Source organism: Paenibacillus sp. F024, from assembly GCF_057814255.1.
In genome coordinates this window covers 95,049-113,232 of sequence record NZ_JBVASZ010000016.1, presented here as the reverse complement: position 1 = coordinate 113,232, position 18,184 = coordinate 95,049, and the positions used below count along the sequence as shown (strand labels likewise).

14 protein-coding genes and 1 riboswitch are annotated in these 18,184 nt (G+C 48.1%); of the genes, 4 read left to right on the top strand and 10 right to left on the bottom strand.

All coding sequences use genetic code 11. The annotated features are described in order from the left end of the window. Positions 1 to 180: 180 nt before the first annotated feature. Positions 181 to 354: a hypothetical protein gene (locus tag ACZYR9_RS17300; protein WP_488979736.1), complete on the bottom strand. Its 174-nt coding sequence runs from the start codon at positions 352 to 354 to the stop codon at positions 181 to 183. Between the two features lie 143 nt (positions 355 to 497). Here ACZYR9_RS17300 and ACZYR9_RS17295 point away from each other — a divergent pair, with 143 nt between their 5' ends. After that, complete coding sequence (locus ACZYR9_RS17295) at positions 498 to 1,337, top strand: phosphatase PAP2 family protein (protein ID WP_488979735.1); 840 nt, start codon at positions 498 to 500, stop codon at positions 1,335 to 1,337. 221 nt (positions 1,338 to 1,558) lie between these two features. Beyond that, positions 1,559 to 2,620 carry an FUSC family protein gene (locus ACZYR9_RS17290; protein WP_488979734.1) on the top strand — a complete coding sequence of 354 codons (1,062 nt, stop codon included), beginning with the start codon at positions 1,559 to 1,561 and terminating at the stop codon, positions 2,618 to 2,620. Between the two features lie 189 nt (positions 2,621 to 2,809). Here ACZYR9_RS17290 and ACZYR9_RS17285 read toward each other — a convergent pair whose 3' ends face one another. Further along, on the bottom strand, positions 2,810 to 3,721 hold the full coding sequence (locus tag ACZYR9_RS17285; protein WP_488979733.1) for an acyl-ACP desaturase: 912 nt from the start codon (positions 3,719 to 3,721) through the stop codon (positions 2,810 to 2,812). A 261-nt stretch (positions 3,722 to 3,982) separates the two neighbouring features. On the opposite strand from ACZYR9_RS17285, the gene ACZYR9_RS17280 reads away from it, so the two are divergent. Next, positions 3,983 to 4,180 (top strand): cold-shock protein, encoded by a 198-nt coding sequence (locus tag ACZYR9_RS17280; protein ID WP_488979732.1) that lies wholly within the window; start codon positions 3,983 to 3,985, stop codon positions 4,178 to 4,180. 60 nt (positions 4,181 to 4,240) lie between these two features. Here the strand turns inward: ACZYR9_RS17280 and hprK are convergent, their stop codons facing one another. Then, on the bottom strand, positions 4,241 to 5,149 hold the full coding sequence (hprK, locus tag ACZYR9_RS17275) for an HPr(Ser) kinase/phosphatase (RefSeq protein WP_488979731.1): 909 nt from the start codon (positions 5,147 to 5,149) through the stop codon (positions 4,241 to 4,243). Positions 5,150 to 5,407: 258 nt separating this feature from the next. Between hprK and ACZYR9_RS17270 the strand changes: the two genes are divergently transcribed. Beyond that, positions 5,408 to 5,635 carry a hypothetical protein gene (locus ACZYR9_RS17270; protein ID WP_488979730.1) on the top strand — a complete coding sequence of 76 codons (228 nt, stop codon included), beginning with the start codon at positions 5,408 to 5,410 and terminating at the stop codon, positions 5,633 to 5,635. A gap of 25 nt (positions 5,636 to 5,660) precedes the next feature. Here the strand turns inward: ACZYR9_RS17270 and ACZYR9_RS17265 are convergent, their stop codons facing one another. The 7 genes from ACZYR9_RS17265 to ACZYR9_RS17235 all read right to left on the bottom strand — a co-directional run bounded on the left by ACZYR9_RS17265 (position 5,661) and on the right by ACZYR9_RS17235 (position 18,149). After that, a complete protein-coding gene (locus ACZYR9_RS17265; protein ID WP_488979729.1) occupies positions 5,661 to 9,875 on the bottom strand; it encodes an AAA family ATPase in 4,215 nt (1,404 codons plus the stop codon). 213 nt (positions 9,876 to 10,088) lie between these two features. After that, positions 10,089 to 11,075: an acrylyl-CoA reductase family protein gene (locus tag ACZYR9_RS17260; RefSeq protein WP_488979743.1), complete on the bottom strand. Its 987-nt coding sequence runs from the start codon at positions 11,073 to 11,075 to the stop codon at positions 10,089 to 10,091. A gap of 160 nt (positions 11,076 to 11,235) precedes the next feature. Further along, positions 11,236 to 12,324 (bottom strand): sulfate permease, encoded by a 1,089-nt coding sequence (gene cysP, locus ACZYR9_RS17255; RefSeq protein WP_488979728.1) that lies wholly within the window; start codon positions 12,322 to 12,324, stop codon positions 11,236 to 11,238. Positions 12,325 to 12,510: 186 nt separating this feature from the next. Beyond that, positions 12,511 to 14,355, bottom strand: coding sequence for an S-layer homology domain-containing protein (locus ACZYR9_RS17250; protein ID WP_488979727.1), 1,845 nt, complete (start codon positions 14,353 to 14,355; stop codon positions 12,511 to 12,513). Positions 14,356 to 14,443: 88 nt separating this feature from the next. After that, a riboswitch (cyclic di-GMP riboswitch) is annotated at positions 14,444 to 14,527 on the bottom strand. 277 nt (positions 14,528 to 14,804) lie between these two features. Next, complete coding sequence (locus tag ACZYR9_RS17245; RefSeq protein ID WP_488979726.1) at positions 14,805 to 16,058, bottom strand: preprotein translocase subunit SecA; 1,254 nt, start codon at positions 16,056 to 16,058, stop codon at positions 14,805 to 14,807. A gap of 219 nt (positions 16,059 to 16,277) precedes the next feature. Continuing rightward, positions 16,278 to 17,822 carry a solute symporter family protein gene (locus tag ACZYR9_RS17240; RefSeq protein ID WP_488979725.1) on the bottom strand — a complete coding sequence of 515 codons (1,545 nt, stop codon included), beginning with the start codon at positions 17,820 to 17,822 and terminating at the stop codon, positions 16,278 to 16,280. 3 nt (positions 17,823 to 17,825) lie between these two features. Next, positions 17,826 to 18,149, bottom strand: coding sequence for a DUF485 domain-containing protein (locus ACZYR9_RS17235; protein ID WP_488979724.1), 324 nt, complete (start codon positions 18,147 to 18,149; stop codon positions 17,826 to 17,828). Positions 18,150 to 18,184: the final 35 nt, after the last annotated feature.

Below are 18,184 nucleotides of genomic sequence, written 5' to 3'. Positions count from 1 at the left end.
TACTTTCGTCGATACGCTTTTACGCACAGATTTCGCCATACGCAAGTATCCTAGCTACGCGGGGACTTGGCTCCTCCCGCGACCGGACTTTCACCGGCTAGAAGATGCGTGCTTAGCTGGGCACGCCGGAAAATAAAAAAACACCGACCGAAGTCAGTGTTGTGATCTTGTCCGAGCCGTTCAAGGCTCGATGATTTCATCCAGCTCGGAATCTTCCCGATTAGCCTCGGCGATGACGCTGCGATCCAACTCGCTTGGCCCCTGCATAGCCTCGGCCGCCTGAGCCTGGTTGTTCAACTGCTCCTCCGCCTGCCCTATGCCATGGGCTCCTTGATGGTTTCGGCTTGAAGACATGCTGACCCTCCTCTCCGGTTGAATGCTTTTACTTTTTCCTTTTATGGCATGAATTATGAATAGGGAGCATTCCGCCGGACTATACATACGGTTGGGTGAATGTGTACAATGGATGGGAGATTTCATTGAACCAAGGAGGAGCCATGACCTCTAGAGAGATTTTATTTGCAGGCTTGTTTATTGCAGTCTGGGCCCTTCTGGCCGTCGTCTTCGCTTTTACCGATCTGGAGATTTCCCGGGCGCTTGTCGATCCGAGATCAAGCTGGGCTCATTTTTTCGAAGTCTTCGGTGAACATCCGGCACTGCTGCTTTTATTTGCCGGGGCGAATTTTTTGTTTCATACGGCACGAACCTATTCGCCTGCGATTCGATCCACCCTGATGATCATCAGCGGATCGGCCGCCGTCCTTACAGGCTGCGTGATCGGCTATTTAACAGTCCATCGGTGGTTGGGAATCGAGCTTTCCTTTTCCTCCTTCCCGATCATCCTGCTCATTGCCGGTTTGGCGATGGCCGTCATTCAGCTGCTGCTTCATCACGTCCCGCAGCAGCGGCTGTTAAAGCATCGGAAAGCCGTCTGGATCACACTTGCGCTCATTATCGGAGAACTGCTTCTCGTTCATGCACTAAAGCTGTCTTGGGGAAGAATCCGGTTTCGTGATTTACTGCCCGACCATTCCAATTTCATGGCATGGTATGCTCCGCAAGGTGCCGAGGGGCACCGGTCGTTTCCATCAGGGCATGCGGCCAATGGATGGGTGCTGTTATCCCTTTTGTTTTTCGTACCGCTGAGACAAAAGCTCTGGCGTACGGTCGTTCTTGCCGCCGCCGTAGGATGGGGGGTACTGACCGCCTACAGCCGGATCGTAATCGGCGCCCATTATGCTTCCGACGTCCTCTTTGGCAGCTGTTTAACCGTCAGCTTGTTTTATATTCTGTACCAGTGGTCGTTCGCCCCGGTTCAGCCCGGCAAGCCCGCTTAGAGCATCTGCCGCCCGTCCGGCTTGTCCCCATCTTGTCTGATAGGTACGATAGGATTATAATCGTAAACGTGAACGGCCTTTTCTTAATTTGCATAAGGGTTGTGATTATTGTTTCAATTTCCACATTTTGATTTATAAACTTGAATATGTATGCCATAAATGATTTGCCCCATAAGCTTTTCATGCAGCATTCTGAAAGAACACCACTTGGAGGGGTTTCTGTGGCCTTTGGCGCTCGAGTATTAAAAACAGGTATCGCCGTTACCCTATCTATATTTCTTAGCGGCATGTTCGAAATTACGCCTTCGGTGATCGCTGCGGTCGCGGCTATTTTTGCCATGCAGCCTTCCATCTATCGCTCATGGCGCCACTTATTGGAGCAGATTCAGACCAACACGCTCGGAGCAGCACTCGCCCTGCTCGCAGGCATGTTCTTCTCCAGCGAACCGATTGCCATCGGTCTCGTGTGCATCCTGGTTATTATGATCTGCCTCAAAATGAAAATGGAAGAAAGCATCGGACTGACCCTGGTCACTGTCGTAGCGGTCATGGAAGCTTCAGGACATTGGGAATTCGCGCTCAACCGCTTCCTTCTTATTTTAGTCGGAATCGGCTCGGCGTCCTTAATCAACATCCTGTTTTTCCCGCCTAAGCCCCGAGAGCAGTTCCTTGCTCAAATTCAATCCGTATTTACAAAAATGTCGCTTCTGCTTAGAACCGCGATCTCCGATGAAATCAAAGAGAATGTGTTTCGCGATGAAAAGCAAGGGCTGGAAAAAGCCATGAAGTCGCTGTCGGACAAATACCAGCTTTTTGAAGAAGAACTGAAGAAGCTGCGCCGCGCGAAATACAGCCAGACACGCAATCTCGTCATTTACAAACAGATGCTGTATACCCTTCATAAGGGAATGGAAGTACTCGATGTGGTGGAAGAACACTATTTCCCCGCCGCCCGGACACCGGAGACCGATCAAGCCTTCGATCAGCATTTGGAACGACTGATTAAGTATCATGAGCATGTACTGCTGAAGTTCGACGATAAATTGAAACCGGAGAGTCTTAACGGCTCCGAGTTCGAAGAAGCGAACGAGGGATTCATGAACACGCTGATGGAACGTTACGCGGAGCATCGGGAAGGCAAGCTCCGATTGTCGGTTGTGGCGGGAGCCATGTACGACTACGGATATCAGACGGGCAGGCTGGATAAGCTGGTGGAGCAGTACAAGCGCGGAACTGACGATAAAGAGCCTTTGGAGGCATTAACCGGATGGATGAAGAGGTAAGACTGCAAGCTGCATTGGCCTATCCTTAAAAAAGACACCCGCTCGGGGTGTCTTTTCCTATAACATCAGAAAGTATACATTTGAATCGAAGGTTCACCTTTCTGATATTTCAAGAAAAGCTTCCGCTAAACCAAGAATGTATCTTCTTCGCAAGGGCTTCGATCAGAAGCTTTTCTTCTATTTACCGACTCAGCTCATCCCCTTAGCGGCCAATCGTTCGCTGATTCGTTTCAATTTCAGGTGATATCCCAGCAAATCCTGCCTGGCTTTCTCCGCGTCGCTTCGGCTTGGCTGCAGTTTATCGATGCCCCACACCTGGATCAGATGATCGAAGACTTGATTGAAGTAAGCTACCGGACCATAACCGGCATCCTGGGCAATCGTATCCATCCGGTCTTTAAATAACGGCATGTGCTTGCCCGGCATGGCAAAGCTGGTCATCGCTTTATGGATATAGTACACAAAGTTATGATCTACGCCCAAATACCCCTTGACCACATCGCGATAAAAAGCAAAATGCAGCGTCTCATCCTTAGCCACTCTGCGGAGAAGTCTGGCTAAATCCTTATCGTAAGGGCTTGCCGACTTCGCTACATTATAATAAAAGACCATCGTTGCGAGCTCTTGAACCGCCGTGTAAACCATCGTTTCCATAGCCGTATCAAAATCAGGCACGAAACCGCCTTCAACAACCATTTTGCGTAACCGGTGCAGCTCGTTCGGATCCGCATTTCTGGTAATGATCAAATAGGTTTCTAATACGGAGGAATGCTGGTCTTCTTCCGAAACCCACGTGTGCACAAAATCCTGCAGTACCTGTAACGACCCTTTAAACGTAACCGCTAAATGATGATAGAAAAATGGCAAATTAACTTCCGTCAAAAGCGAGGTTTCCACCGCGGTATAAATAGGGTCAGGAAGCTTTCTTTGCTCAATGGACCATGGGAGCTCTTTAAAGCTGCGGCCTTGTTCCCAGGGGATATATTCGTGGTAGCTCCAATCGATTTGCGCAGCGCGCTCCCGGTGCTGTTTGTATAAATCCGTCAGATACGGCTCTAGCTTGGAGTCAAACACATTCAGTTTGTAATTTTCTGCTGGCATAATAACCTCCTATGCACTAATTCTGATGTGCTATTGCTTATAAAACCAATAAGTCGATATTCCACCTCTACTATAATCGCAATTTTTATGCTATAATAAAAATTCGTATATAATAAGACTTTATATCTCATATTATAATAAAGGAAATGGGGACCCTTCTGCAGCTACACATGTGAACGATCTGCAACAAATTCCCTTCATAGAACTGTCCTGAAGGGCGGTTTTTTTAGTTCAAGCCTGATAAGCCAAGGAGGAACAAGCATGTATTTTTCCAAACGGGGCCTAGAGCCTCTGCAACAGGATGAAACCGCGGTTTGGACGTGCAGCAAAGAAGGGTGCAGTTGTTGGATGAGAGATGATTTTTCCTTTGAGGATCAGCCTGCCTGTCCGTTTTGCTCTTCATCTATGATCCGCGACACCAGGATGCTCCCGGTCCTCGTCAACAGTTATAAAAGGTAAAACCTTAAAAACAGCTCTCCGAATGACCATTGGAGGCTGTTTTTTTTATATCAGCCTTCACTACCCTTTTTCCAATCGTTTCATGAAATCTTCTGCAGCGCTGTAGCCCTGCTGACGGAGATACCAGTTATTGGCCGCCGCCTCCACCAGTCCCGCCACATCTCTTCCCGGCTGAAGCTGAATTTCGATATGAGGAATTCGAATATCCATATATTCGGTGTATTTCGGCTCCAGCTCCAACTCGTTGTTCAAAGCATGCTCCTGCCATTTCGTCAGTTCAATATCAAGAACAATGCGGGTCTCATCCTGAAACGCTTTGCGCCCATACAGTCGGGAAACATTGATCAGCCCGATACTGCGAAGAGCCAGAAACTCCCTCGTTTTGCCGTCATGCGTACCCAAAATCGTCTCCGGACCGATTTTTTGCAAAACGACGATATCATCGGCCACAAGCCGGTGCCCTCGGCGAATCAGCGTATGAGCGGTCTCGCTTTTGCCGACTCCGGATTTGCCGCGAAGCAAAATACCGATTCCGGATACATTGACACAAACGCCATGGACGGCAATTTGCGGCGCCAACGCTTTGGCCAGGTATGCATCGACCAGTTCAAGAAAACGGAATGTGGGCTCATGCGTGCGAAGCAGCGGAATTCCCTCTTCTTCACAATATTTCAGCAAATATTTCAGCCCTTCCTGACTGCGGGTGACGACAAAACAAGGCGGATGATATTTTACGATATTTCCGATGCGATGATTTCGTTCGTGCTCAGTCAGTGTATGCAAATAATTGATTTCTTTTCGACCCAGCACTTGAACATGTGCATGAGAAAAAAAATCGAAATATCCTACAAATTCGAGTCCCGGACGATATGCCCGCGGTTTTGGGATGGTCCGATGCAATTGCGACTCCCCTACAAGCACTTCTAATGAGAAGCGATCCACCAAATCTTTTACTGTGACTGACTTCAACTCGAATCTCTCCTCTCTCACCTTCTACAACCTTCGAACGGTCAGCAGATGAACTCTTCGATCTTTTGTGACTATGCCATATTAATTCTACATGATGACTCGTTTCCCTTCTGATTGCAGATGCCTAGGAAGCATAGAAGTGACGAAATTAGTAAAAATAGCTTGGACTACCAAGGCCCCCACGATTTTAAAGACCAGGGACCATTACTACACCGGCAGGTTTACCTGAAAAAAGGTGAAAAAAGAGGCGAGGGAAGAATGAAATGGGGAGCTTTATGCGGAGTTACACTTGTCGCGGCTCTCATTGTTTTGTATGAATGGCGGAAAATCAATCCTGATCAAAAAAAGGAAAAAGCGGCCTTAATTACGCCGGCTGCTGCCGGATGGGCGCTCGCCGCTCTGCTGATTCTCCCCCCTGAAATCCCGGGTCTTACCCAATGGACCGAAGCTCTATTCAGACCACGGGGTAAGCTTCTTGAAAAGTAAGCATCGTGTGAACGCTTCAGATTCATCAGCGCTCTCTCCTGCTTGCTTTTTGCGCCTGATGCTCCGGCTCCATACGGACGGCATTCAAATAAAGCATCCTCGTTAAAACAATATCCAATAGTTCGGTCTGATCTTCGGTAAATACCCCAGAAATCAGATTGTTTTCCAAATAGACCGCTCCCTTGAAATGACCTGGATAATGAATGGGCATACACAGGATCGACTTGGGCTGTTTTCTTTCCATGTACGGGTCGGATGCAAATAACTCATAGGAGCCTTCGCTTAAAAGCACGGACTCCTGTGTGCGGATCACATATTGAACCACCGCCTTGGAAAAATGACGCCCCTTCTCAAAATCCGCCAAGACACGACCGTGTTCCTCTGGCTCCCATGTTTTATCCAGCTCCGCCAGCACCCTAAATTCCCCGTTGGTATCCTGAAGTATATATCCTCTTTCAGCGCCCGCATAAACCATGGCCAAATCCAAAAATGGCTCCAGAATATTTCTTTCGGCATTTGGGGCCAAGGTTCTGGCTTGGAGAATGGTATTTAAATCAAAATTCCGATTGATGATGGAGACTTCGCTGGATTCATTGGTTTTGATGATTTCCTTTAAGGCGGGAGCATTCCCGCTCGCAGGGCTCCCCTTTCCGGCGATATGCTCATCCAGAACCGCGGCCGGTAACAGCTCAGGATAAGCTTCTCCTAAAGCCTTCACTTTTTCCGTCGCTCCCCAAATACGGTATTGACGAGCGGATTCCTGCATATAAGCCTTAGCCAGCGCAGCATTCCCCCCCGACAAATAATATTTGGCGGCAAGTTCGCTTCCCATCGCCTCATATTGAATCAAGCCTTCTTCCTTTGCAGAAGCTATGGCCAAATTGTACCGCTGCTGTGCCTTAAGATCGTTTCCTTTTAACCGCTCCATTTCGGCATCCATCAAATAATATTTGTGTAATGCGCTTTGAGGACAGCGGCGGGCCCAACGTTTCATTTGTCGAAGCTGCTTTGCAAGCCTTTTTCGCCAGGCACGCTTTTGTTTCCAGTCCGCTTGGGGATACTGGGCCGTGAGAGCCAGAAAATGAAAAAGCCAAAGCTTGTGAATCATGACGGGAGTATACGTTTTTTCGCTTTTGATCTCCGATTCCTTGGCCCAAGCCATCGCTTCCTCGTAATAACCAAATAAATAGCAAACCTCCGTCTTGCAAGCATAATAATAAAAATACTGCTTCTTTTGCGTTACGCTGACCTCCGCTTCCTTAAATAACGATGCCTCGTCAAAATTTTCATTGCTGAAGCTCGTTCGGTCCCGGGTCAATCCTTGAAGCGCTGCAATATATTGAGTTACGATTTGAAGATGTCTCATGATCATGGAATCCAAAAAGCGGGATGCCGTTTCAAAGTATTCCTTGCACAAGACCTTCAGTTGATTCAAATCGCCGGAAGCATTATTGGCAAGCAGGGCCATAGAGAACCCGACATAATTCATATCTCCGGCTTCCAAGCCGTACCGGCTTGAGATTTTAAAATGCTCCACAGAAGCTTTGGGGTCTTGATATTGCAAAATCAGACCGAAAATAAAATGAATTCTGCTTTTCACTTTGGGATGTTCATACGTTTTGGACAGCTCAAGCGCAATCTCCGCTAACCGGTAGCCCGTCTGATACCTTCCGAAGCCTAGACAGAGCACGGTAGCATAAGAACCAAGGATGAACGGGAAGGCTTCTGTTTTCCCGTGGTTCAATCCATGCATCACATAGGATGCAAACAGGATAACCGACAATTCAGGGTCTTCAATCACCGCAGAGGAAGCCACAGCCATCGTCAGCTCAGCCAAAACCTGCTGATAGGGATCCTGGCTTTTCGGCAAATCAGCAAGCTGATCTTTTTTCTTTTTCAATATAAAATTCGCTTGGATGACCTTCCAAAGGACCGAGGCCTTTGCCGCTTTGGCAGGAATATGCAAGCCGAGCTCACTCATGGCTTTCAAGCCTGCTGTCAAGGCTTCTTTTTTCTTCAGATACGCATACATTTCAACTTGAATCAGAGCCACCTTCGCCCGGTCCAATGGATCCGCGGCGCGCTCAAAAAGCACCGCAATCGTCGCTTCCGCCTGTTCAATATATCCGCAAAAGTATTCGCATTCCGGTCTTTCGATCAATAGACGGAAGACTAACGATGCGTTGGCTTCTGCGGTTTCTCCATGCAGGCATGCCATGCCCGCCTGGAGATGACCCAAGGCCGAAGCATAGGCAATAGAGGCTTTGGCCTTGATGGCGGCCTGAAGGTTGAGCCTGGCCAGCTCGTATTTTTCATTAGCATCATGGATGAATTCGCTGCCTTTATTCAAATGATACGCCAGTTCGAATATCCGCTCCGTTTGTTTCTCCGGACTCCAGCTTTGCTGAAGCGTACGGCCGATGTGCAAATGAAGGCGCTTTTGCTCTTCCTCGTGCATCAGGTTGTATACCGCTTCATGAACCCGATCGTGCAAAAAGGTATAGATTTGACTCTGCTCTTCCCATACCCGATCCGTTTCATGGCCAGCTGCTGAATCCGAGCCCCTGACTGCCAAGAGCAAGCCTTCCTCCAGCGCCGGCAAGACATCCCCGGAGGTTTTTTCCACGTCTTGAGCACAGATAAGAGCGAGCGTCCTCACATCAAATGTATTTCCGAGCGTTCCCGCCAGATTCAATACGCGAAGCGTATCTTCGGGCAGCTTATACAGCCTTTCCAGAATCAGCCCAATGACATCATCGCTCAAATCCCGTTCCTTCATCCGATCGAGGTCCCACTCCCATTCCCTTTTTTCCATATGAAACCGAAGAAGCCGATCGCTATAAACGGAATAGAGATATTGTGTGAGATAAAAGGGATTGCCTCCCGTTTTTTGAAACACGATTTCCGCCAAGGCTTTGACCCTTTCCCTGCTCTCCTGCAAGGTGTCGGCCAGCATGTGGGTAATGCTCGATAAGCCTAAAGGATCAAGATGCAGCTTTTGAATACCCGCCTCGATTTCGTTCTGAAACTTGTCCACCGCTTCCTCTATCATAGGGCCCTCTTCCCAAGAGTTCACCCGCCCTACTCCAATCAAAGCTATGTAACGGCTGCCCGGATCTGCGGCAAGAAGCTTAATAAAATCGAGCGAGGCTTGATCGGCCCACTGCATATCGTCAAAGAAAAGAACCAGCGGCCGTTCCTTATCTATAAATACCTTGATAAACCTCATAAAGAGAAATTTAAACCGGTTCATCGCATCGACGGATGGAAGAGCCTCCAACCGGTTGGGTTCACCTAAGAGGAAAGCCGCTTCCGGAATGACCTCCGTGATCACCGTTCCGCTTTTACCCAACGCTTCTTTCAGCTTCCTTTTCCACTTAAGGATCCGTCCCGGGTCCTCACTTAACACATGGCGAACCAATTCCCGCAGCACTTGAATAATCGGAGTGTAAGGGATTTCTTTTTTCATTTGATCGAATTTGCCCGAGATGAAATAGCCTTTATGCTGGACGATCCTGGATTGAAATTCCTTGATGAGCGCCGTTTTTCCGCTGCCGGAACGTCCGCTGATATACAGTAATTCCTTGGAGCCATTGCAGGTCCGTTCAAATAAGGCAAGGAGCTGTTCCAGCTCAACTTCCCGTCCATATAACGTCTGCGGCAGCTTAAACCGGCTTTTTTCGTCCAATTCACCTAAAGGAAAAGGAATAATGGCGCCGGATTCATTCCATTCCCTGCTGCATCGCTGCAGATCAAGCTTGAGACTAAGTGCGCTCTGATACCGCTCTTCCGCATTCTTTGAAAGCAGCTTCATGACCAGTTTACAGACAACCTTTGGAACATCGGGACGTATTTCCCAAAGCGGTTTAGGACGGACGGCCAAATGCATATATACCCATTCATTATTATCCTTGGCTTCAAAAGGGAGATGTCCCGCGAGTATTTCATAGAAGGTGATGCCTAATTTGTACAAACCGCTGCGGTGATCGACATAACGTCCGATCCGGCCGGTTTGCTCCGGTGATATGTACGCATCCGGGCTTTTTAAGCTCAAGTCGATCACCTCTATCTGTCCGGATTGCGGATCATACGATATATTCTCCGGACTCACGTTAAGCTGATCAATGCCTTGCTGATGAAGTCCTCCGATCAGCGCAGTCAGCTTAAGCGCTGTTTGTAAAAAAAAGGGCATATCCACTTTGTTAGATGTTAGGTACAATCCAAGTTGAATGGGAGCCATAGCAGAGGATCCTCCGTAACAGATTTTTTCTACCCACATCATACTATGAAGTAACATAAAATGAAATTAATATTTTAATCTATTAATTATTACTCAAGCTAAATGCATATGTTCCAAAAATAAAGCCGCAAAAGAAAAAAAGCAGTCATCCAGAGGCCTTCTCTGCGATCACCGCTTTATCTGATGAATGTCGAATTTATCATCCTTGCAGCACTAGATCTTAACCAGCGTTCTACCTTGCGCACGGCCCTTTAGAATGCTTTGAACGACGTCAGGAATTTGCTCCAATCCGATTTCCGTATACATGCCGTTCAACATATCCGGCTTTAATTCCGAGGCCAAGCGATTCCATATGCGAACCCGTTTGTCCATCGAAGCCATGACGGAATCGATGCCTACCAGTCGTATGCTGCGGAGGATAAAGGGAAACACGGTCGTTGCCAGCTCTGAGCCTCCCGTTAAACCGCTGATGGCTACCGTTCCGCCATAACGCGTGCTGCTGAGAATATACGAAAGCGATTTCCCGCCGACACAATCGATAACGCCGGCCCACAGCTGTTTGTCCAAAGCCCGAATCTTCTCGGGAGCAAGCTCTTCCCGAGGAATGACCCGCGCAGCTCCCAATTTCATCAAATGCTCTTGTTGGTCGGCTTTCCCTGAACTGGCTACAACTTCGTATCCGAGCTTGGCAAGCATAGCCACAGCCATACTCCCTACTCCGCCTGTAGCTCCGGTCACCAGAACCGGACCTTGGTCAACGTTCACGCCGCCATCCTGCAATTCTTGTACCGATAAAGCGGCCGTAAAGCCGGCGGTCCCGAATATCATCGCTTCTTTGACGGAAAGACCCTGCGGTAATTTTACCGCCCACTTGGAAGGGATTCTGGCATATTCGCTAAAGCCTCCGTAATGGCTCACACCCAGCTCATATCCCGTAACCAGCACCTCGTCTCCCTCTTGAAACCGGCCATCTGTACTGGACTTTACAATACCCGCAAGATCGATACCGGGAATAAAAGGGTAATTCTTGACAACGTTTCCATTTGCGATGCAAGCCAATGCGTCCTTATAGTTGATACTTGAATAGACGACTTGAATCAGAAGTTCACCTGACGGCAAATCCTCGATTGTCAAATTGCGGATAACGCTGGTTACCTCATTGTCCGATTGCTCCACAACCAATGCTTTGAACGCTGAAATCGTAATCACTCCTTAAGCGACGGATGTCCTTTTATTATAATCCTATTGGCCTCAAAGAAAAACAAAACTTTTAGCCTGCCAAGGACAGGTCTTGGTGAGTTAAGCTCAACAGACATGCATAAAAGGAGCCCGTCTTGAGCTCCCTTCCCGCAACTGCTATTTAAATGCCTCCGCCTTCATCGTTCATTGCACGCCTTTCGGCCTGCACGGTATCATAAAGGCTTTTGACCCCTATTATAGAAATGAACACGGCCACCATCACGACCAATAGATACGGCTCCGGCTCCATAAACAGCTTTACCATCGTGAAGGAAACTACAAGGGAAAGCAGTGGAGATACCAGCCAAACCTTTAATATTTTCACGACAATGCCTTTTTGCCATAATCGAAAACCATGGTCCGCCGTACCTATGCCCATAATGGCCGTTGTTGTAATTTGTGTAAGCGGTACGGGAAGGCCAAAGAGGGAGGCAATGATGACCAGCGTACCCCCCGTTCCGGAAATAACTGTTCCTTGCAGCAAAGACATCCGGGTAATCTTTTTTCCATTTGTCTCCAGAACCCTTCCTCCGAGGAGAAGAGCTCCCGCCGCAACGAAAAGTCCTCCCCAGAACACCCCGTTTCCTACGCTCATCAAGCCTGCGCCTACGAGAGGGCCTACGGCATTTGCAACGTTATTCATGCCGGCTGAAAAAGCCTCGATAAATCCGGCGGCAAGCACAAGGAGCATAAGGCCCTTCTTCCACCAGCCGTCCCCTTCGCCTTTCCATCTGGCATCACGGCGCTCCAGCCCCCGAATGACATATCCCATGCCCCAGGCCAGGAGAAAGGCCACAATCGGAATAATGATCCAGAACGACACGATAACGAGTATGTTCTTAACATACAGCACCTCGTAGGCAACACCCACTCCCACGACCGAACCGACGGTGACCTCGCTCGTGGATAACGGGATTCCCATCAAGTTTGCGCTAAATAACGTGACGGTAGCTGCCAGCAAGATGATAATGACCAAATGTACATTCAGCAGATCCGATGGAATAATGCCCGAACCCAACGTTTTGACGACTTCACCTCCGCCGAGATAGGCACCGAGGAATACGCCGACAGCAACCAAACTAAGCGCGATATATTTCTTCTTGACCGCGCCGCTGCCGTAAGCTACGCCCATCGTCGCCGCCGCGCCGCTTGCCCCGATATTCATGGCAAAAAACAATGCAATCGCAATAGCCACTATAGTAATTGACAAAGAAATCCCACATTTCTCCCCGAATTTATATCCAACTATTTAGGTGTGTTTTATTGGTTATGTGCTCATTGTAGCTTAAGCTTGCATATCCGTCAATCCTATTTCACGGCAGCTTGGGATACAATTACAAAAACACCCCAAGCCACCGAAGTGGTTTGAGGTGTTTGGCTTTAGGGGCAATCGTTGTTAATCCTCGTCGTTGTCGTCATTGTCGCCTTCATTGTCGTTCTCAAACTCAGCTTTAACCTTTTTGCCGCTTGAAAATTCGATTTCCAGCTCGAATTTTTTTACATCACTTTCCTCTGCTTGGAGGTAAGTGAGCATGTTTTCTTGAATTTCACTTCGGTCCATCATGTCAGACAGCTTCGCTTGTTCGAAAAGCTCGTTTATCGCTTCGATGGCTTGATCTCCGGATACGTTCTCTTTATCCTTTTCCACTTCGGCTTCGACTTTTCCGTCATCGTCTTTATATTCGAGCTTTAATTTCTGCTTATCGGACAGCTCGACCTCCAGCTTCAGCTTTTCGATCCCGTAAGCATTCGCTTCTTTTTCCGGCCGCTGTCCCTTGTCTTCATTGCCTCTATTCTCTCTATTGTCTCTTTCTCTATTCTCTCTATTGTCTCTTTCTCTATTCTCTCTATTGTCTCTTTCTCTATTCTCTCTATTGTCTTTACGGGACTTCTCTTCTTTGTCGGACTTTTTCTCAGACTTCTCCTCTTCGTGTTCCCATTCTACTTCAACTTTACTGCCGTTAGCGAACTTAATTTCGATTTCCAGCTCTTTTACCTCGCTGGACTCGGTCTCCAACGCTGCTAATACTTGATTGACGATCTCTTCCTTCGTCATTTGAGGCGTAAGCCCAGCCTGCTTAAGGACATCATCTGCGGTTTGAACCGCTTCGTCACCCTTTTGCTTTTCCTTGCCTTTTTCACCTTTGGTTTTCTTTTCAACCTCGGCACGGATCTGGCCATCCTTATTCTTATACTTTAATTCGATCTCACTGCCGTTCTTAAACTCGATTTCCACATTAAACCCATTGATTCCAGCTGTCTTTTCATCGACCTTTTCTTTGTTGATGAAGCTTGCCTCCAACACAACGTCATTCTCAACAGTCAGAGACACCACATCACCTACAAGCAGCTGGGATGCCGGAATAAAACGCTGGTTGTACGCAACGGCCAGGTCCGGCGAAATGCTATAGGTGAACGAATCTTGATTAAAGGTTTGAACCGTTATCGACCCATACGTGCCGGAATAGACGCTGTCCGTCACATTACGGTCGAAATTCAAGGCCGTGATGGTTCCTTTGACGGTAATCGCTCCGGATTGCTCCAGCAAGTTGTCATTGGTTCTTACAAGCAGCGCAGCCATCTCCGCGCGTGTAACGTTATTATTGGGCTTGAACGTTTCATCCGGGTAACCGCTGACAATACCCTGCTGAACGGCTACGTTTACATATCCGACCGCTCCGGCAGGAACATCTCCGGCATCTTTGAAATCCGGCACGGCCGTCATTTGGCTGAGAGCCTCTTTTTGCAGCCCAAGAGCTTTTACCAGCAGGCCTGCTACCCAAACTCGGCTGGCCGGCGTACTCGGTTGAAGCTGGTCTTCCGCAGTATCAAAAAGTCCCTGTTCCAAAGCAACGATGATGTACCCTTTGGCCCAGCTGTAGTTATTGTCGATAACCGATGCGTCTTTAAAATGCAGCTTGCTGTCGCCCGGCTTCGCTTTAGCCTGCTCCTCCAATCCCATGAGCCGTACAGCCGTAACCACGGCTTCTACTCGACTGACAGGCTGATTAGGACGGAAGCTGCCGTCTTCATACCCGGACAATACATTTTTGGATTTCATCTTCCCAATCGATTCGGTTGCCCAAGCCGCTTGTTCCGAGTCATTAAAATCAAGGTCTAACGTGGTGCGGCCCGTATTGGATTCCGCCCCTTCGGATTGGGCAGCCAACCCCGGCCCCGCCAAACTGAATACCAGCAATAAAGTCATGAATACATGCATTGCATAACGAAACTTTCTCATCATACGCCTCCTTTTGAATAGAAACCTTTAAAAACACAAAAAAGCTTATCTTTTCCAGCGCAAAGATAAGCCTGTGTTTTAAGCTTCTCTTGGCAACTGGCTGGCATAGTTTAAAACCTTAGCCCCTTTAGCTTTGCGTCATCACCTTTCGATGATTTTGCCTTTATCAAGTTTTATTAACAATAAAGAAAGTATACAATTTCAGCGGAGCTGAACACTTTCTTTATCTCAAGAAAACCTGCCTATGAATCACGGTCGCTCATCCATGAATGGCTTCGTTAAAGGTTTTCTTATAAAAGCAGCTTCTAGCTAATTATATCAGAATTCCGTAATTTGACAACTAACGACATTTTTTCTGCAGCGCGCTGACTTAGCCCGTATGCAAAAAGCCGTCCCCGCAGGCCCGGCTTTGGCATACTATTTTTAACGCGAATGAAGTTACCGCTGCATTAACCTTGCCGCGCTTGATTTATCCAGTATCGGCTCACTTGCAGTTCCGTGTCACTGCGGCGGGTGACGGGCAGGTGGGACGGAACCGTAACCACTTCCAGATCATACATACCCCTCAGCTCCTCCGCCTTTGTTTTCATCATTTCTATTACGCCTATAATTTGCTTGTATAAACCAAGCAGCTTCTGGACAGTCATTGCGGCCTGATTCCCTTCGCTCAAGGGAATATGTTCCTTTGCCTCAATCGCCTGCCTCAGGCCGTCATTGAATTGCCGGCCTTCTATTATGCGTCCCGTAAGAGGATCTATGAAATGGATCCGGTCGTCCGCTACAATATAATCTACGTCACGCTGCATCAGTACCTTGGCTTGAAGGCTTACCAATAAATAATGATAGACTGTCGTATGGTCGAGCTCATACAGGCTATTGTCCTTCAAAGCCGCTTCGATTTTCTTAGCTTTCGATGGGGTAAACATCACTTGTTTGGATTGGCGGTCCACTTCATAATCGCTTACTTCCTGCATTCCCCGTACAAATTTCTCACAAACAGAGTACAGTTTAGGCGCTGCTTTCACTGGATCCGAGATCATGAGCGGGGTTCGCGCTTCATCAATCAATATACGGTCCATTTCATCCAAGACGGCATAGGCAAACCCTCTTTGAATCCGCTGTTCCGGATGCAGTATCCTCTGATCGCGCAAGCAGTCTAACCCAAACTCCGTATAGGTCCCGTAGGTAATATCCTGTTGGTAGGCCGCTTTCTTCGCTTGAGCCTTCAACCCGGCAAGATTTAGCCCTACGGATAAGCCAAGAAGTTGAAATACTTTACCCATTTGCTCGTGTTCGCGTTTCGCTAAATATTCATTCACCGTGTACATATGTACACCATGATCCTGTAAACCAAACCAATAGGCCGGGAGCAGATGAACGATCGTTTTTCCTTCTCCTATCATCATCTTGGGAATTTTCCCTTCGCATAATAACCAGCCTCCAATCAACTGAGCGTCATACATCGTGATCCCAAACACTCTTCTTACAGCTTCCTTCACTAAAGCAAATGCCAGAAAAAGAGAATCCTGACGATCCTCACCTTGACGTATTCTTCTCCGCAGTTCAATGCTTACTTTATTCAAATCACTATCATGTTTAATCCGTTGGACGTATTTGTCGATTTGGGGCAGGATCGTCTTCCGGATTTTCTTGATTTCTTGATCATCTCTTTGGGCTATCCATTCCTTAATCTTAGACAGCATGCATTCCTCTCCTCTCTTAATGAGGAATGTTGGAGTAATTGAATTCTTTCTCATAGGTAGTAAATACGAGAGCTAAATTCATTAACCGTCCGTTGCCCTCCAGATTGGATGCGTACTCCAAAAAGCTTTCGTGGACAAAAAACAGGGAGCCACCGTCCGGATGGAGGCGGCCCCCTGTTTTATCAAGCTTAAAAATACGGACTCAAAGCATTCTAATCCTTATTTGGCCTGAGCCAAATCCTGTATTCCCGTGTTCGCTTTGACTAATATTTCGTCATACTTCACATCATCCCGCTTCGCGGAAAGGAAGGTTCCCAGGAACGCTCCCAAAAAGCCGAGCGGAATGGAGATGATACCCGGATTCGTAAGTGAAATGAGCGGCGTACCGACGAAAATCGCTTTGCCTGCTACCGGGTCCCAAACGTTAGGACTGACCGCCACAAGAATGAGCGCGCTGAGTACGCCGACAATCATGCCCGTAACCGCTCCGGCGGTATTAAATCTTTTCCAGAATACGGTGAACAGGAGAACAGGCAGGTTGGCGCTGGCTGCGACGGCAAACGCCAAGGCAACAAGGAACGCAACATTCAGCTTCTGTGCAAACAAAGCAAGAATGATTGATATGACGGCTACACCGACGGAAGCCAGCTTCGCTGCCTTAATCTGCTCCTTCTCATTCGCCTTGCCTCTGCGAACAATATGATTATAGAAGTCATGGGCGAAGGCGGAAGCGGCAGAAAGCACGAGCCCCGCTACAACAGCCAGAATCGTTGCAAAGGCTACGGCCGATACAAAGGCGAACAAGAATTCTCCGCCAAGGGCTCTGGCCAGAAGAGGAGCCGCCATATTGCCTGCAGCGTTGGCGGCGACAATGGCATCCTTACCTACGAAAGCCGCAGCTCCAAAGCCGAGGAACACCGTCATCACGTAAAACATTCCGATAATCCAAGTGGCCACAACGACCGATTTGCGTGCCGTAGGCGCGTCTTTTACCGTGAAGAAACGGATCAGAATGTGCGGCAATCCGGCTGTTCCAAGCACAAGGGCTAGGTTAAGAGAAATCGTATCGAGTCCGTTTGAAAACTTGTTGCCCGGATTCAAGAACGCTTCCTTCAACGAAGTGGCAGACCGCATTTGCTCGAACATATGACCGACGCTGAAATCGAATTTGGCAAACACAATGAGCGAAATAATAAACGTACCGGCGACAAGCAGCACGCATTTAATAATTTGCACCCAGCTTGTCGCCGTCATGCCGCCGAAAACAACATACACGGTCATGAGGACGCCGACGATGAGCACGGAGGTCGTGTAATCAAGACTAGGAATCAAAAGAGCGATAAGTCCCCCGGCGCCAACCAGCTGAGCAATCATATAGAAGATGGAAATGACGATCGAATTGATCGCTGCAACGCCGCGAATCTTCTTGGTTTCAAATCGGGCGGCGATCATATCCGCCATCGTATATTTGCCTAAATTCCGAAGCGGTTCCGCAACGAGGTACAGCACGACCAGATAGGCGACAAGGAAACCGATGCTGTAGAAAAATCCGTCAAAGCCGAACAAGGCGACCATTCCGGCGATACCCAAGAAGGAGGCCGCCGACATGTAGTCTCCCGCGATGGCAAGCCCGTTCTGCCAACCGGTCAATCCTCCGCCGGCCGTATAAAACTCACTTGTCGTTTTGGTTTTTTTGGATGCGTAATAGGTAATGACAAGCGTGCCGAAAACAATCACAAGAAAAAGCAAGAAGGCTGTATTCATCGATTATCCCGCCTTTCTTTCCTCATTAGGCAATTGGTCTTTGATCTCTTCGCAAATGGCGTCAAATGTTTCGGATTTCTTGGAATACATCGAGCACAAAACCCACGTCATAATAAATTGCGCAAATGCAAAGACCCAAGCCCATGTGATCGCGCCGACGGCAGGTGCATTTAATACATTAGAGAAAGCCGTAAGAACCGGAAGGGTAAAATAAAATGCCAAAAAGAAGAGCGTCATCGGAATGATAAATCGTTTCTTCTCATCCATCAGCTTGCGAAAAAGCTCAGAACGGGCAACATCGCTGTACGTTAACTGGTTCTTTTTCATTGCGAATCCCTCCATATTATGGGCTGAACCTCGTA

What these genes read in the sequence shown, in the direction of transcription:
- ACZYR9_RS17300 (WP_488979736.1), bottom strand. Translation starts at nt 354, where the DNA reads ATGTCTTCAAGCCGAAACCATCAAGGAGCCCATGGCATAGGGCAGGCG.
- ACZYR9_RS17295 (WP_488979735.1), top strand. Translation starts at nt 498, where the DNA reads ATGACCTCTAGAGAGATTTTATTTGCAGGCTTGTTTATTGCAGTCTGG.
- ACZYR9_RS17285 (WP_488979733.1), bottom strand. Translation starts at nt 3,721, where the DNA reads ATGCCAGCAGAAAATTACAAACTGAATGTGTTTGACTCCAAGCTAGAG.
- ACZYR9_RS17280 (WP_488979732.1), top strand. Translation starts at nt 3,983, where the DNA reads ATGTATTTTTCCAAACGGGGCCTAGAGCCTCTGCAACAGGATGAAACC.
- ACZYR9_RS17270 (WP_488979730.1), top strand. Translation starts at nt 5,408, where the DNA reads ATGAAATGGGGAGCTTTATGCGGAGTTACACTTGTCGCGGCTCTCATT.
- ACZYR9_RS17265 (WP_488979729.1), bottom strand. Translation starts at nt 9,875, where the DNA reads ATGGCTCCCATTCAACTTGGATTGTACCTAACATCTAACAAAGTGGAT.
- ACZYR9_RS17250 (WP_488979727.1), bottom strand. Translation starts at nt 14,355, where the DNA reads ATGAGAAAGTTTCGTTATGCAATGCATGTATTCATGACTTTATTGCTG.
- ACZYR9_RS17245 (WP_488979726.1), bottom strand. Translation starts at nt 16,058, where the DNA reads ATGCTGTCTAAGATTAAGGAATGGATAGCCCAAAGAGATGATCAAGAA.
- ACZYR9_RS17240 (WP_488979725.1), bottom strand. Translation starts at nt 17,822, where the DNA reads ATGAATACAGCCTTCTTGCTTTTTCTTGTGATTGTTTTCGGCACGCTT.
- ACZYR9_RS17235 (WP_488979724.1), bottom strand. Translation starts at nt 18,149, where the DNA reads ATGAAAAAGAACCAGTTAACGTACAGCGATGTTGCCCGTTCTGAGCTT.